The sequence below is a fragment of the Arthrobacter sp. P2b genome, from assembly GCF_900168295.1.
Taxonomy (GTDB): Bacteria; Actinomycetota; Actinomycetes; order Actinomycetales; family Micrococcaceae; genus Arthrobacter.
In genome coordinates, this window is record NZ_FVZL01000001.1 from 167,939 (window position 1) to 183,979 (window position 16,041).

The 16,041-nt window shown below is 62.3% G+C and carries 13 protein-coding genes; 11 read left to right on the top strand and 2 right to left on the bottom strand.

Annotated elements, in window-relative coordinates; translation table 11 throughout:
* The first annotated feature begins 2 nt into the window (after window positions 1–2).
* The 4 genes from B5520_RS00750 to B5520_RS00765 all read left to right on the top strand — a co-directional run bounded on the left by B5520_RS00750 (window position 3) and on the right by B5520_RS00765 (window position 3,509).
* Window positions 3–992 (top strand): ABC transporter permease, encoded by a 990-nt coding sequence (locus B5520_RS00750; protein WP_079595157.1) that lies wholly within the window; start codon window positions 3–5, stop codon window positions 990–992.
* A gap of 62 nt (window positions 993–1,054) precedes the next feature.
* Window positions 1,055–1,870 (top strand): sugar phosphate isomerase/epimerase family protein, encoded by an 816-nt coding sequence (locus B5520_RS00755; RefSeq protein WP_079595158.1) that lies wholly within the window; start codon window positions 1,055–1,057, stop codon window positions 1,868–1,870.
* 68 nt (window positions 1,871–1,938) lie between these two features.
* Window positions 1,939–3,111, top strand: a complete 1,173-nt coding sequence (locus tag B5520_RS00760) for a Gfo/Idh/MocA family protein (RefSeq protein WP_079595159.1) — start codon at window positions 1,939–1,941, stop codon at window positions 3,109–3,111.
* 74 nt (window positions 3,112–3,185) lie between these two features.
* Window positions 3,186–3,509 carry a putative quinol monooxygenase gene (locus B5520_RS00765; RefSeq protein WP_254865432.1) on the top strand — a complete coding sequence of 108 codons (324 nt, stop codon included), beginning with the start codon at window positions 3,186–3,188 and terminating at the stop codon, window positions 3,507–3,509.
* Between the two features lie 15 nt (window positions 3,510–3,524).
* Here B5520_RS00765 and B5520_RS00770 read toward each other — a convergent pair whose 3' ends face one another.
* Window positions 3,525–4,850, bottom strand: a complete 1,326-nt coding sequence (locus B5520_RS00770; protein ID WP_139386192.1) for a saccharopine dehydrogenase NADP-binding domain-containing protein — start codon at window positions 4,848–4,850, stop codon at window positions 3,525–3,527.
* 159 nt (window positions 4,851–5,009) lie between these two features.
* On the opposite strand from B5520_RS00770, the gene B5520_RS00775 reads away from it, so the two are divergent.
* Window positions 5,010–5,825 carry an alpha/beta fold hydrolase gene (locus B5520_RS00775; protein ID WP_104443408.1) on the top strand — a complete coding sequence of 272 codons (816 nt, stop codon included), beginning with the start codon at window positions 5,010–5,012 and terminating at the stop codon, window positions 5,823–5,825.
* Window positions 5,826–6,311: 486 nt separating this feature from the next.
* Window positions 6,312–6,548, top strand: coding sequence for a hypothetical protein (locus B5520_RS00780; protein WP_079595160.1), 237 nt, complete (start codon window positions 6,312–6,314; stop codon window positions 6,546–6,548).
* A 16-nt stretch (window positions 6,549–6,564) separates the two neighbouring features.
* Here the strand turns inward: B5520_RS00780 and B5520_RS00785 are convergent, their stop codons facing one another.
* Window positions 6,565–7,671, bottom strand: coding sequence for a LacI family DNA-binding transcriptional regulator (locus B5520_RS00785; protein ID WP_079595161.1), 1,107 nt, complete (start codon window positions 7,669–7,671; stop codon window positions 6,565–6,567).
* 233 nt (window positions 7,672–7,904) lie between these two features.
* Here B5520_RS00785 and B5520_RS00790 point away from each other — a divergent pair, with 233 nt between their 5' ends.
* From B5520_RS00790 to B5520_RS00810, 5 genes are all read left to right on the top strand, one after another.
* The gene (locus B5520_RS00790) at window positions 7,905–9,176 is read left to right on the top strand and encodes an ABC transporter substrate-binding protein (protein ID WP_176156713.1); all 1,272 of its coding nucleotides are present in this window, start codon (window positions 7,905–7,907) and stop codon (window positions 9,174–9,176) included.
* Between the two features lie 97 nt (window positions 9,177–9,273).
* Complete coding sequence (locus B5520_RS00795; RefSeq protein ID WP_079595163.1) at window positions 9,274–10,197, top strand: carbohydrate ABC transporter permease; 924 nt, start codon at window positions 9,274–9,276, stop codon at window positions 10,195–10,197.
* A 1-nt stretch (window position 10,198) separates the two neighbouring features.
* Entirely contained in the window at window positions 10,199–11,020 is an 822-nt protein-coding gene (locus B5520_RS00800; RefSeq protein ID WP_079595164.1) for a carbohydrate ABC transporter permease, read from the top strand.
* A 147-nt stretch (window positions 11,021–11,167) separates the two neighbouring features.
* Window positions 11,168–13,453: an alpha-L-rhamnosidase gene (locus B5520_RS00805; protein WP_079595165.1), complete on the top strand. Its 2,286-nt coding sequence runs from the start codon at window positions 11,168–11,170 to the stop codon at window positions 13,451–13,453.
* 175 nt (window positions 13,454–13,628) lie between these two features.
* Entirely contained in the window at window positions 13,629–15,959 is a 2,331-nt protein-coding gene (locus B5520_RS00810) for an exo-beta-d-1,3/1,6-glucosidase (protein ID WP_217700296.1), read from the top strand.
* Window positions 15,960–16,041 lie beyond the last annotated feature (82 nt).

Consider the following 16,041-nt stretch of genomic DNA (forward strand, 5'->3'; position numbering starts at 1 on the left):
CAGTGAGCAAGGCAAACACCATCGCGCCCCGGGACACCACCGCGGCACCCCGTCAATTTGGCACCATCCTGAAAGAACTCGACTGGCGCCGCTACGTCATCTACATCGGCTTCGTGGTCGTCTTCCTTTTCTTCGCCGTTCTGCTGCGCGACCAGGGCTTCCTGTCGCCGAACAACCTGCTGAACATCTTCCGGCAGACTGCCACCATCACCGTCATAGCAGTAGGCATGACATACGTGATCGCATGCGCTGAAATCGACCTGAGCGTCGGATCCGTAGCCGGCCTCTCCAGTGTCTGCACCGCCATGGCCCTCTCCCAGTGGGGCCTGATCCCCGGCATCCTTGCCGGCCTCGCCGTCGGGCTCGTGGTCGGATCGGTCAACGGCGCCCTGGTGAGCCTCCTCGGAATCCCCTCCTTCCTGGTGACCCTCGGCATGCTGGGAATAGCCGTTGGCGTTGCCCAGTGGATTACCGCCTCGGCGCCCCAGCCGATTCTGAACGACACCTTCAACACGCTGTTCGGATCGGGGAACTTCGGTCCAATTCCGGGCCTGGTGGTCTGGAGCGCCATCTTCGTTGCCATCGGCGCCGTCGTACTGAACCGCACCCGGTTCGGCCGGCAGGTCCTCGCCACAGGCGGCAACCGCAACGCGGCAGAGTTCACCGGCATCAACACCAAGCGGATCAAATTCCAGGTGCTCCTCATCTCGGGCATGGTGGCGAGCGTCGCCGGCATGCTGTACGCCGGCCGCCTCGAGTCGGGCCGATTCCAATGGGGAGCAGGCGACGAACTCTCCGCCATCGCCGCAGTCATTTTGGGTGGAACCAGCCTCTTTGGCGGATTCGGCTCAATCGTCGGAACTCTCTTCGGGGCCCTGCTGATTGGCCTGATCAACAACGGACTGATCCTGGCCGGGCTCGACAGCAGCCAGCAGCAGGTGGTCCGCGGCGTCATCATCATTCTCGCCGTCGCGCTCGCCCGGAAGAAGTAAACAATGCCGGTGATTCCGGCACGCAACTCGCAGTCCATCCCCGCAGTCGAAAGGCACAAACAATGAAACTTGGTTACTGTTCCATCACCTGGGGCGGCGTCGTCGGCCACCCCCAAGGCGTGACGAGCGTCAAGGACCTTTTTTACATGACCCACGGATCCATGAGCGACGCCGTCCGGGACATCGCATCTGTCGGGTACGAAGGTGTGGAAATGTTCGACGGCAACCTCGCGGAGTATGCCAACAAACCGGAGGAACTCAAAGAGCTCCTGAGCAGCTCCGGGGTCTCCCTGGCAAGTGTGTATACCGGGGCCAACTTCATTTACGCCGACATCCTGCCCGACGAGATGCACCGGATCCACCGGGCCGCCGAGCTGGCGGCTAACTTCGGAGCCGAACGGCTCGTCGTCGGCGGTGGGGCACGACGCGCTGCCGGAACCAACGAGGAGGACTACCGCCGCCTCGGTGAAGCGCTGGACCGCGTCACGGACATCGCAGAAAGCTTTGGGCTGTCGGCAAGCTACCACCCGCATCTCAGCACCATCGTGGAGAGCCCGGACGAGCTGGACAAGCTCATGCCGCTTACCCGGATAGGCTTCTGCCCGGACACGGCCCATCTTGCAGCCGGCGGAGCAGACCCGGCCGCAGTCATCCGGAAGTATCCCGACAGGATCCGGCACGTCCACCTCAAAGACTTCCAGCAGACCCCGTTCACCTTCCTCCCGCTGGGCCAGGGCGAACTCGACTTCCCGGACATCATTGCCGCCATCCGGGAAAGCGGATACGACAGCTGGCTCATGGTCGAACTCGACAACTACGACGGCGATCCCCGCGAAGCTGCCGAAATCAGCAAGAAGTATCTCGAGAAAATCCTCTAACCAATTTTGACCATCAGGGAAAGCCAGCCTCGGCGACTCCCGTCTTTTCCGAAAGGAACCTCGTTCACATGCAGAACCTCAACGTCGGCCTCATCGGTGGGGGCTTCATGGGCAAAGCCCATTCCCTCGCTTACGCCGCCATGCCCATGTTCTTCTGGCCAGCACCGGCTCTTCCGGTCCGCAAGGTCATCGCGGAGGCCAATCCGGAACTGGCCGCCGAAGCGGCCCGTCGCTTCGGCTTCGAAAACTCCACCTCTGACTGGCGCAGCATCATCGAAGATCCGGACATCCACGTGGTGGATATTGCAACGCCGAACCATCTCCACGCTGAAATCGCCATAGCTGCCGCCGAAGCGGGCAAGCACATCATCTGCGAAAAACCCCTGGCCCGCACGGGCGAAGAATCCAAGGCCATGTATGACGCAGTCAAAGACAAGAACATCGTCCACATGGTCGCCTTCAACTACCGGCGCACGCCTGCAGTTGCGCTGGCCAAGAAGTACATCGAGGAAGGTGCCATAGGCAAGATCCTCAGCTTCCGCGGGACCTACCTGCAGGACTGGAGCGCCGACCCTAACTCGCCATTGTCCTGGCGTTTCCAGAAGTCAATCGCGGGTTCCGGCGCCCTTGGCGATATTGCCACGCACGTCTTCGACATGGCCCGCTACCTCGTCGGCGAGTTCAGCGCCGTCAACGCGGTCCTGTCCACCTGGATTCCCGAGCGGCCCCTCCAGGCGGGCGGGGCCGATGCGCTCGGCACCGTACGGGGCGGAGAGGGCCCGCGGGGCCCGGTTGATGTCGACGACGAGGTCATGACGATGATCCGGTTCGCCAACGGAGCCGTGGGATCCGTGGAGGCAACACGCAACGCGCACGGAAGGAACAACTACATCACCTTCGAAATCCACGGAACCGAAGGCAGCATCGTCTTCAACTACGAACGACGCGATGAGCTGCAGGTCTGCTTCGCTTCCGACCAGGCCGACCGCCGCGGATTCCGCACCGTTTACACCGGCCCTGCCCATCCCTACGGAGAAGGCCTGTGGCCCATTCCAGCTCTGGGCATTGGCTACGGGGAAACGAAGATCATCGAAGCGTACGACTTCTTCAAGGCCATTGCAGAAGGCGGCAGCGTGAGCCCCAACTTCGCCGATGGTTACCAGGTGGCCCTCATCGACGACGCAATTGTCGAATCCGCTGCAAAAGAATCATGGGTGGAAGTTCCGCAGATCACCGACTAACCCCATTTCCGGGAGGGACGGCGAAAAGCCGTCCCTCCCGGAAACCCAGGACGACCATAAGCAAGGAAGGCAAGATGCCACAGCCCCTCCCGATCCGCCAGGAGACTGCAGAAGTCTGGCTCATGCCGGTTTTCATCGCCAAAGCAGGGCACGAAGCCGACCTCCAGGAAGCCCTCCACGCTCTTCAGACGCTAAGCCGGAAAGACCAAGGATGCCTGGAATACACCGTTTTCTCTGACGAACATCAGCCCGGTACCTTCGTTCTCTTCGAAGGCTGGGCGCGTGACGAGGACCTCGCAGCGCATAACGAAGAAGACCATGTCAAGGCGTTTGTGAAGGAAGCGGAACCGCTCTTGGCAGTACCGTTTTCCGTCACTCCCATCACGCCCCTCACCTAATTCCGTTCCCTGGCGTCACCCCGACAGCACGGCGATTCCGTCGATCTCCACCTTCATTCCGGGCCCCAGTCCGGCGGAGACGGTGGTGCGGGCGGGATAGGGCTTGTCGAAGAACTCCCCGTACACCTCGTTCATGCCGGGGAACTCCCCGTTTCGCTGTATGAGTACGTTGCCGAGTGCAGTGGCGGGTGTCAGCGATCCTTTCGCGGCGGGCAGCCGGTCACCGTCGAGGGCAAGAGCGAGTGCAGTCTCGCCTGCCATCACGGCGGTGGCGGCATAGCCGGGATCACCGGGGCCCGCAGCAACCGCCTGGTATCGGTGTCCGTCCTCGGTGCGGGCGGTCACCTGGGAGTGGAACCAGCCCGCGCGCTGCATGCTTGTGGTCGGACCCGCACCCGGTGCCGGAAGAGAGCGGTCAAGCACCCTTCGGGTCGGCGGGAACGCCATCGCGCCTGTGAATGCCCGGAGCCCGAGTGCCATCGCCCTGGCGATGACCGCTCCCGCCGGTCCCCGGGCCACCCCCATCACCTCGCCGTACTGAAGGGAGCGGCCGTAGGCCCAGCCCTGCAAGGCGTTGCTACGGCGCACTATCCGGGTGTTGAACGGGGCCATGATGAAGGGCGCGGTCCAGGTGCCGTCATCGGAATGGCGCACAGGGCCGGAGTCAGGGGGCTGTTGTGTCGTCGGTTCCCGTGTGCGGTCCGGGCTCAGAGCGTAGGGGTCCGCAGCTAATGATCGCAGGGCAGGGCTCAATCGCATTGCGTCGAGCTGCCCGCGCATCGATTCGAGCGTTCCTCCGCTGATGCCAGCCTTGGCCGTAGCAACGAGTTGGACTTCGACCAGACCGCCAGCGCCATCGGCTTCTGCCGCCTGATGAAGCATCAGTACAGCGAGGTCAGACGGCACGGAGTCGTAGCCGCAGGAGTGCACGATCCGGGCCCCACTCGTCCTGGCCAAAGCGTCGTAACAATCGATCGCCTCGCGGACGAAGGACACCTCACCGGTGAGGTCGGCGTAGTGCGTACCGGCCCGCGCGCAGGCGTCGACGACGGGTAGTCCGTGTTTCGCATATGGACCGACGGTAGTGAAGAGTACGCGTGTGTTCGCGGCCAGGGCGGCGATAGAGTCCGCGTCCTCCGAGTCGGCTTCGATGAGGGCCCATGCCTGAGCCGCGACCGGCAACTGCGACCGAACCGTCGCGAGTCTGGACATCGACCGGCCCGCGAGACCGACTCGCATACCGGCCGGCGCATGCTCCGCGACGTAGGCGGCGATCAGTCGGCCAACGAAACCCGTCGCTCCGTAAAGAACGAGGTCATGTTCCCGAGATGAGGTGTCCATAACTGCAGCCTTTCACAGCGGCAACTCCAAGCTAATACACGGCTCCTTGTTTTGAGTCGACGTCACCTTGAAGGTCATAGTGTAGGAATCCCTAGGATTCTTTATTTCCCGTGGATAGTCTGGGGCAGGACACCACCCTAGACGAGCGTCAGTGAGAATGTGATCGAAGCAGTTGCTGCGGTAATCGGCCGGAACAATGTCACCATAACCGGCCGGGATGATGGGCCTGTAATGATGTTTGCCCACGGTTTTGGCTGTGATCAGGCTATGTGGCGGAAGCTGCTGCCCTACTTCGTTGATGATTACCGGCTGGTGCTCTTTGATCATGTTGGTGCGGGAAACTCCGACATCAGCGCCTATGACTGGGAGAAGTACGGGTCCTTGGACGGGTACGCGTCGGACCTGCTCGAGATCTGCGCTGCCCTCGAACTTGAGGACGTCATCCTGGTGGGCCACAGCGTCAGCACAATGATCGCCGTGATCGCCGCAGTGCGGGACCCCAACCGTTTCTCCCACCTTGTCCTGCTTGCTCCTTCGCCCCGTCATACGGATGACCCGTACGACGGGTACGTGGGCGGGTTTTCCCGGGAAGACATCGAGGGCCTGCTGGCATCCCTGGACAGCAACTATTTCGCCTGGGCAGCGGCCCTGGCGCCCATGGTCATGGGCAATCCGCAGGAGCCGGAATTAGCGGAGGACCTGCGTGCCAGCTTCTGCCGGACAAATCCCGCCATCGCACGCCACTTCGCCGAGGTAACCTTCTTTTCCGACACCCGCCCACAACTGAAAAAGTTGCGCACCAACTGCCTGATTTTGCAGTGCTCCGACGATCGCCTTGCCCCGCCGGAAGTGGGCGCCTACCTGCACAAGAATCTGGGACACAGCACCCTGATGCAGCTTCAGGCCACCGGACACTGCCCCCACGTCAGTGCTCCGGAGGAAACGGCCCGGGCGATTCTGCACTACCTCTCGTGACAGGCGCCGCACGCCCCCACCCTGGCTAAACTGCCATGCGGTAAGCAACCGTCTAGCGAGGGCACACCAATCGGACGAGCTTTCGTGTTCGTCTTGACTTCTTTCTGAGACAGGCCCAGAACAGCGACTGCTTGAAGCATCCGAGATGCCCTCCGTTACCTTTCCAGCAGGTGGCGTCGGCGGGTGGCGGGACTAAAAGCGCCTCTGTGTCGATACAGTAGGAAGCTCAGTCTGTGGCCGCATCCAGCAGGGCTTTGATGAGGAGCTGATACCTCCCGCATCGTACAGCGAGCTCTTCAGCCAGGGAGGCATCGGCATCTCCCCCAAACCTCATCCAAGAGGCCGCCGAAGCCACAGAGGGGGTATCCCTTCCTGATCCAACTGGTCGGCTACTACCTCTGGCTCGAAGCCGACAAGGCAGGATGGAAACTCGACCAGACCAACGTCCACCGTGGAATCACTGCGGCCCAACGACGGAACACGTTGGTGATCGTCGAATCAGCACTGTCAGACATCTCGGACAGAGACCGCGACTTCCTTGACGCGATGGCCGGCCAGGACGGGCCCTCTGCCGCCGGTCAGATCGGCGCAATCCTCAAAGCCAAGCCCAACGTCGTATCCAAGTACCGGAATAGGCTCATCGCTGCGGGCCTGATCGAGTCCGCAGGCTACGGCAAAGTCGACTTCGCAATCCCCGGACTCCGCCAATACCTCCGCGAGTAGCTTGACAGAATCTTTATTATCGGCTCTGTGTCAGGCGTGGGGAGGGCGAAAATCGGCCGGGCTCCACGTACCGTTTATCGGACATCCCCGGTTCTGATGAGGAGCCTCTGACGACCAGTTTCGGGTCGAGCTTTACGTGTCGGGGTTCGGTGCGTGATTCCGCTATGCGTTCCATCAAGAGGTCGACGGCGGCTTCACCTGTTGTAGCGCCGTACTGATCGACTGTGGTTAGGGACACTAGCGGGTGACCTGCGAGTTCAATGTTGTCGTATCCAACGATTGAAACGTCGCGTGCGGTGAGCCCACGTTCGGCGGCGGCACGAAGTGCTCCGATAGCGAGAGTGTCGTTTCCGGCGAAGATGGCGGTGGGGGGCTCTTGGTCGTCGAGGAGAAGCCGCGCCGTGTCGTAAGCGGATGCTTCTGAGGCATCTGCGTAGAGGACATGGGGGTGCAGGCCGTGCTTGAGCATCTGCGTTTCGTAGGTTTCCTGTCGGATGGCGTGCGGTGGCCTCGATCCGGGCAGGTCCGCTGTCGGCTTGACGGTGAGGTGGGCAATTCGCTTGTGGCCCAGCTCGAGCAAGTGGCCCATCGCAAGCATGACCCCTGCTGCGTCATCGTTCGTGACGGTGTCGTAGTTCTGCGGCTCGTCGTGCCGGCCGATGAGGACAATGGGGACGTACTCCGCGAGCCGGTCGAGTGTTGTCCGGCTGACGTCAAGGGAGATGGCTATGATGCCGTCCACTTCCCGGTCCACGAGTGATTCCAGTACGTGCTGATCTCCTTCCCCGGCAAGGGCTGGTGCGATGATCAGCTGGTAGCCGCTGCCGGTGAGCCTTCGCGCTGCCCCATTCGTAACCTGCGTGAAGAAGTCGTTGCCGATTTGGGGAATCTCGGAACTGATGGCAATTGTGAACGTCTGCCCGCGCAAACTCCGCGCGCCGGTTCTGGGCCGATAGCCGAGCGCCTCAATCGACTGCTGTACGCGCTGCTGCATCGTGGGACTGACGCCATAGGCCTTGCGGATCACCTTCGATACGGCGCCCTGTGACACGCCTGCGTGGTTGGCGACGTCCGCCAGGGAGGGGCGCTTCTTCCGACCGGTCGGCGAGCTGGGTTGCGCCATCGTGTCTCCCTCCGTTGTGGATCGGTACTTCATAAAGTCTAACGGGCGCCGCGTCAATCGATTCACGGAAGCTGGACCCGAGTGTCAATTGATTTACGTAAATCAATTGACATCGAGATGCGGCGGGGCTTAGCGTTGTCCTACGTCACATCGGAAATCCATTTCACTTGACCGCGTGACTTGCGCCTGAACGCCCGGTTCACGCGTACCTCTGAAGTCCAATGGAGCATTTCATGCGTAAAGCAATTGCAGCACTGCCTGTCGTGGTACTGACGGCCCTGGGCCTCGGCCTTGCCGGCTGCTCGGCCGGCCCCCAGTCAAATTCCGGCGGCGCAAATGGTGGCACGGTACTCAAGATGTCGGGTTGGGCCGACGACGATGTCGCTGCCGCGCTGATCAAGAAATTTGAAGAAGACAATCCCGGCGTCACCATCGACTACACCGGACTCCCCTGGCCGGGAATCACTACGCAGATCAACACGGAGCTCGTCTCCGGCACTGCTTCGGACATTGTTGTTGTGTTCCCGGGCAACGGTGGTCCGATCGCTGCGCAAACCCTGGCCAAGGGCAACTATCTCGCAGACTTGAGCTCGTCCGAATGGGTATCCAAGTACAACGACGCGAACAAGGCCGTCATGGGCGCCGACGGGAAAATCCTGATGGGCGCCAATGCCTCCACCATCATTCCCGCGATCTACAACTCGCAGGCCCTGAAGGCACTCGGTGCCACCGCACCATCGACTTTCAGCGAAGTACTTGCACTGTGCGGTACCGCGAAGGCCCAGGGCAAAGTGGCATATGGCCTCTCTGCCGTCGCTGGCGGAAACTACCCCTACCTGCCGTATGCCCTGTCGGCATCCCTTGTTTATGGGCCCACTCCCGACTTCGTGGAACAGCAGACCGAAGGAAAAGCCACTTTCGCTGGGTCCAAGTGGACCACCGTCCTAGACAAGTATCGCCAAATGGTGGATGCCGGATGCTTCACCAAGGACGCGACCGGAACCAGCCTGGATGTTGCGCAGGAACAGGTCGCGAAGGGCGACGCAATCGGCATGGTCGCAGTCAGCCCGCAGATCAAGACCATAGAGGGCAAGGCTCCGGCGGGAACGACGTTCGAGACAGCAGCGTTCCCGGCAACGGACAACAAGTCCGAGACGATTCTTCCCGTCGGGCTCGGCGCAGGCCTCGGAGTCAACGCGAAGTCGAAGAACATCGATCTCGCAAAGAAATTCGTGGACCTGTACCTGTCTGAAACCGGGATGAAGATCGCACTCGAAACGAGTTCACTCTTCCCGAGCGCGCCCGTTGAAGGGTACACGCCGCCCGCCAACCTGGCTGGCGTGGCCGAGCATGCACGGAGCGAAAAAACGTTCTCATTCCCGGACCAGACCTGGCCGAACGCCTCAGTGAACCAGACCTACACCGAGGGACTGCAGGCCTTCATCGGTGGCAACAGTTCGGCTGAAGACCTCCTGAAGCAGATGGACGACGCCTTCAAGGGCTAGTTCATAGCCACTCACCAGTGTCGCGGTGCGCTGACTTCACTCCGAAGCAGCGCGCCGCGACCCCTTCTCGATGAAGAGCCAGTAAGGAACCAGCACCATGGCAATAGACACAGCCGTACGCCGGAATGAAGCACCGCCGAGAAAGCGCCGCCGCTACCGTGGCTTCGCCCACTCCGTGTGGTGGTTCGTGCTCCCCGCGGCAGCACTCTACGTGTTTGCGGTCGTATATCCGAGCGTACGGGGAAGCCTGTTCGCGTTCACCAACTGGGACGGAATCTCTCAGGATCCGAAGTGGGTGGGGCTGGATCAGTTCGCCCGCATCTGGTCCGATCCGAACGGTCTGACCAGCGTCAAGAACACCCTGCTGATCGCTTTTGCGGTCACCGTCGTCCAAAATGTGGCCGGCCTGCTGATCGCCCTCGCGGTGAACTCCCGTATCAAATCCCGCGACGTTCTGCGGGTGCTGATCTTCGCTCCCGTAGTGATTACATCCATCGCGGTTGGCTTCCTCTGGCAGAACCTCTTTACGCCGGACGGTGGAATCAACGAAGCGCTCGAGGCTGTGGGGCTCGGCGCGCTGCGCCAGAACTGGTTGGGCGACCCGGACATTGCTATCTGGTCCATCATGGTCGTCGTCTTCTGGCAGTTCGTGGGTTACTCCATGGTGATCTTCCTCGCCGGACTCCAAGGCATCCCCGAGGAGATCATCGAAGCTGCAGCCATCGATGGTGCCGGCCCGATCCGCCGGTTCTGGGCCATTGTGCGGCCACTTTTGGCCCCCTCCATCACGATCAACGTGATGCTGTCTCTCATCGGCGGCCTGAAGCTCTTTGACCAGGTCTTCATCATGACCCAAGGCGGTCCCGGCGGAGCCACCAACACCATTTCGACTCTGATCTACTCGAACGCGTTCTCGCTCGGCCGCTTCGGATACGCCGCCGCGCTCGCCGTCGTGCTGTCGATCTTCGTCGCGGTGGCATCCATCATCCAGTACCGACTTCTCGCCCTTCAGGAGCGCTGACATGAACCGATACACCTGGCGGACAGCAATTCTGGAAGGCTCCATGGTCCTGGTCGGCCTGCTGTTCCTGTTCCCAATCTACGTACTGGTGATCCTCTCGCTCAAAGCCCCGGGAGACCAGAGCGCCAAGCTCGCACCCCCACTGCAGCCGACGCTCCAGAACTTCTCCGATGCATGGCAACAGGGAGGTTTGGGCGGCGCCCTGATGAACAGCTTTATCGTGACCGTGGTAACCGTCGCGCTCACAGTGGTCCTCGCCGCAGCGGCGGCATACCCGCTGTCACGTCTGGGAACACGGTGGTCCAGGTTCACCTATCTCGGCTTCCTCGCCGGATTGCTGCTTCCAGCTCAGCTCGCCCTGCTTCCGCTCTACCAGACCATCCGCGATCTCGGCCTCCTGGGCACGCTCGCCGGTGTCATCATCGTCAACGTCGGCGGCGGCATGCCATTCTCGATCTTCTTATATGCAGGGTTCATGCGGGCACTGCCCGCAGAATACGAAGAAGCAGCCGCTGTCGACGGAGCTCATGCTTTCCGCACGTTCTGGGCCGTGGTGTTCCCCCTCGTTCAGCCGATCACCGGCACCGTAATCATCTTGACGGCCGTGGCCACGTGGAACGACTTCCTGACGCCGCTGCTGTACCTCTCAGGCTCCGACCAGCAGACCATCACGGTCGCCGTCTATGGATTCGTCGGTCAGTACGGCGCTCAGTGGAACCTGATCTTCGCAGGCATCATCATCAGCATCCTGCCCATCCTCATCGCGTACTTCTTCATGCAGAAGTACATCGTTCAAGGCTTCGCCGGCGGCCTCAAGGGCTGATCCGCGCCCGCCCGCACCGGCTCCTGTTCGTTGCGGGCCGCCCCAAAAGGGGAAATCGGCCGACGGCCGTCCGAGGAATCGGATCAGTCATCGCCACGAGTTCCTCCGCGCCAACCGCCGTGCCCCTTAACACCAGAAAGACCCAGAATGACCGACTTGAATGCACGTTTTATTGCCGCGGATGTCGAACCGGACAGTGCGCCGTTGTTCCGCCGCGATTTCGTAGCCGAGGCCGGCCACGGTGACGTGGTATCAGCGACCCTCTCCCTCAGCGCCTTGGGGGTCTGTGAAGCCTGGATCAACGGTGTGCCTGTCTCCAACGATCTGCTGACTCCCGGCTGGACGAGTTACGAGTGGCGGCTGCACTACGTCGATCATGACGTCACCCCCCTCATCAAAGAGCGCTCCACGATCGGTATCGCCGTCGGTAACGGCTGGTACCGCGGACGTCTGGGATGGATAGAAACGCAGCGCTACGGCGACGAGGTTGCCGCCTGCGCCGTTCTTCGCATCCGCTTCGCCGACGGACACGAACAGGTCATCGTGACTGACGAGACCTGGACCGTCGGGCCCAGCGCGATCACGTCGAATGATTTCTACGACGGGCAAAGTATCGACGCGAGACGTCAGGATGACCGGTGGAAGCACCCGGGTTTCCTCGATCCTTCCTGGGGAAGCGTCCACGCGGTGCCCTACGACGGGCAACTCACTCCTGACCCCGTCGCCCCCGTGCGCCGGGTCGGTGAACTCAAGCCCAAAGAGGTCTGGCGCAGCCCCTCCGGTTCGGTGCTGGTCGACTTCGGCGAAAACATCGTCGGCTATCTCCGCGTGAACGTACGCGGGGAGTCCGGGGCCGTTCTCACCGCCCGGCATGCGGAGGTCCTCGACAACGGCGAACTGGCAACCCGCCCGCTCAGAACTGCAGTATCGACCGACCGGTTCACGCTCAGCGGCGGGCAGGACACGTTCGAGCCAACCTTCACCTTCCATGGCTTCCGCTACGCCGAATTGATCGGGTGGCCGGGCGACGTCGGTGAGGTGCAGGACAGCGTGACCGCGGTCGTGATCTCCACAGACCTGCCCCGCACAGGGCACTTCGAATGCTCTGTCCCGGATCTGAACCAGCTGCACGAGAACGTCGTCCGCGGGATGCGCGGCAACTTCATCGACATACCCACCGACTGCCCCCAGCGTGACGAGAGGCTCGGCTGGACCGGGGACATCTCCGCGTTCGCCCCCACAGCCGCCTACCTGTTCGACGTCAAGGACTTCCTCGCCGACTGGCTGCAGGACGTTGCCCTCGAGCAATCCCACCACGACGGCATCGTGCCCTACATTGTGCCGGACATCCTCAAGTACGCTTCCACTCCGCAGGAGGGGGCAGGTGCCAGTGAATCGGCAGCGTTCTGGAGCGACGCAGCTGTCTGGGTTCCCTGGGCACTTTGGGAGGCATACGGAGATCTCCGCACGCTGGAAGCGGCCTTCCCCTCCATGCTCGCGCACGGGCGCCGCGTCCACTCCCTGCTGTCCCCATCGGGACTCTGGGACACCGGATTCCAATTCGGGGACTGGCTGGACCCCGACGCGCCGGCAGAGCATCCCGGCGAAGCGAAGGCAGACCCCGGTGTCGTCGCCACCGCGTGCGCCTTCCGCACCGCCGACCGCATCCGTGCAGCGGCCGAACTGTTGGGCCGCACTTCAGAGGCCGAAGAGTTCGCATCCTACGCGCTGGCTCTGCGCACGGCTTTCCAGCGTGAATACGTTCAGGCAGAAAGAATCTACAGCGACTGCACCACCGTCTACTCCCTCGCCATCGTCTTTGGGCTCCTGGACGCCGAACAGCAGCAATGGGCCGGGGAACGGCTGGCCGAGCTGGTCGAGGCGAGCGGATTCCACATCTCCACCGGCTTCGCCGGCACCCCATTCATCGCCGACGCGCTGACCTCCACCGGCCAGACAGCGACCGCCTACCGGCTGCTTCTGCAGCGCGAGTGTCCATCCTGGCTCTACCCCGTCACCATGGGCGCCACGACCATTTGGGAGCGCTGGGACTCGATGCTCCCTGACGGGAGCATCAACCCCGGCGACATGACGAGCTTCAACCACTACGCACTCGGAGCGGTTGTCGACTGGATGCACCGGGTAGTCGGCGGCCTGGCGCCCCTTACCCCGGGGTACGGTCGCATCCTCATCGCGCCGCAGATCGCGGAGGGAATCGACTGGGCACGCACCTCCCTGCAGACACCGCACGGGTTCGCAGCTGTCGCCTGGAGCCTTACGAACGACGACGTCACCGTCGAGGTAACTGTGCCCGAGGGAACGTCCGCCGTCCTGCGCTGGCCAGGAAACGAAGACACCGAACTCGCGCCTGGCGGCCATGTCCTCACTTTGCCCACTCCACTGTCACTCAAAGGCTTGACCCGCCAACGATAGGAACTGTGTGGGCGGGCCCATTATGGGCCAGCCCCACACGCAACTCCTCACCTCCGGGCCGGAGCCGGCATCTCCAGGCGGCCCCCTCTGGACCACGAGGTCCCTGATCCGCTCCGGGCTTTCGCGCAAACACGCATGTCCCCTCCCCCATCTCTTCTGAAGGGCGCCCCATTTCATGAAAACAACCCCTGCAACAGCCACAATGGAGCTCTACAGGGACGCTGCAATGCCCACCCCTGACCGGGTCGAGGATCTCCTGTCACGGATGACACTCGCCGAAAAAGTCGGCCAAATGCTCCAATTGGACGCCCGTGGCGACGTCGAAGACCTCGTCTGCACCAAGCTCGGCGGATCCTTGCTCCACGCCTCACCAGAGACGATGATCCGAACCAGCGAACTCGTAGCCAGAACCCGCCTGCAGATCCCCCTGCTGATGGCGGATGACTGCATTCATGGGCATTCCTTCTGGCCCGGCGCCACGATCTTTCCGACACAGCTCGGCATGGCTTGCACCTGGGACCCGGACCTGATCGAGCGCGGGGCCCGTGCGGCCGCCACCGAAATAGCCGCAACCGGCCTCCACTGGACGTTCTCCCCGGTCCTGTGCATCACCCGGGACCTGCGTTGGGGACGTGTCAACGAGACGTTCGGAGAAGATCCACACCTCATCGGTGAACTTGGGGCTGCCATGATCCGTGGCTACCAGGGGAAGGGACTCACTGACCGCACCGCCGTGCTCGCCACGGCCAAGCATTTCGCCGGCTACTCCGAAACCCAAGGGGGCAGGGACGCCAGCGAAGCCGACCTGAGCCGGCGCAAGCTCCGGTCATGGTTCCTGCCACCCTTCGAGAAGGCTGTCCAGGCCGGTTGCAGGACGTTTATGCTCGGCTACCAGGCCATTGACGGAGTCCCCATCACTGCCAACCGCTGGCTGCTCAACGAGGTCCTCAAGGAGGAATGGGGCTTCGAGGGCACGCTCGTTACTGACTGGGACAATGTCGGCCGCATGGTCTGGGAGCAAAAGGTGTGCGACACCGACATCGAGGCAGCCGGCGTCGCTGTTGATGCCGGCAATGACCTGATCATGAACACCCCGCAGTTCTTCGACGCTGCGCAGCAGGCAGTGCAGGACGGGCTGCTCAACGAATCATTGATCGACGACGCGGTCCGCCGCATCCTCACATTGAAGTTCGATCTCGGCCTCTTCGAGGACCCGCGGCTTCCGGACAAGGACGTCCAACGGGCTGTCATCGGCTGCGAGGAACACACGGCCCTGAACCTGGAGATGGCACGAAAGTCCCTGGTTCTTTTACGGAACGACGGCACCTTGCCACTGGCCGGCGGTCTGGAACCCGGCTCCGACGGCAGGGCCCGGGACAACGGGCAATCCAAGACCATCGCAGTCATAGGCCCTAACGCCGATGACCAGCACGCGCAGCTTGGAGATTGGGCCGGCGCGTCCGGGCAGATCAACTGGATGCCTGACGGCCATCCCCGTGAACTGACGAGAACCGTGCTGGATGGCTTCAGGGATATCGCCCCCGAAAGCTGGACCATCACTCATTCCAGGGGAGCCGACATAGGAGAGCTTCTTCCCGACCCGGCCGGAGACACCTACCCCGACGGGCAGCCTCGCCCGCCGCTGTTCCACCCCGCAGCAGTCAACGGGGTTATGCAGCTAGACGCCGTTCAGGCTGCCAGGGACGCTGACTATGTCGTTGCTGTCGTCGGTGACACCGTAGCCCTCGCCGGTGAGATGAAGTCAACGGCAACCCTTGACCTCCAAGGCGCCCAGAACATCCTGCTGGAACAGCTCATCGCCACGGGCAAACCGGTCGTGGTAGTCCTGATTCAGTCCAAGCCATCGACCCTTCCAGAGATCGTCCTAAACGGGGCCGCGGCCATCATTGAAGCTTTTAACCCGGGCATGCAGGGAGGCCGGGCCCTCGCGGAGCTTGTCCTCGGCCTGATCGAACCCGCCGGCCGGCTGCCCGTCACGTTCGCCCGGCACGCCGGACAGTTGCCTGTCTACTACAACCAGCTCCGCGGCCAGCACGGAAACCGCTACGCCGACCTCACCCAGGACCCACTCTTCGCCTTCGGCGAGGGCCTGAGCTACAGCACCGTGCAATACTCCAATCTCCGTCTCGACTCCGAAACCATCGAACAAGACGGGACCCTGAAGGCCACGATCACGCTCACCAACACAGGAAACCGCCCCTCAACCGAGACGGTCCAGGCCTATATCAGCGACACCGTGACCAGCGTCACATGGGCTGATCGGGAGCTTAAGGCATTCGTGCAGATCGCGGTCGGGCCAGGTGAGTCCACTGATGTGGACATCTCACTGCCGGCCACTGAATGCTCCCTGGTCGATGCCGATGCCCGACGCCTCGTCGAGGCGGGAACCTTCGAGTTGATGGTCGGGAGCAGCTCACGAGACCGGGACCTGATCCGCACAACGTTCACCATCTCCAGCAACGCCGCGCCACTGTTGCATCAATAGCGACGGGAATGGAGCTCCCATAGGTCGAACAGGTGGTGAACGGAAGTCCGTCAAAGCGGCCGCATTTTCGACAGCGACCGCA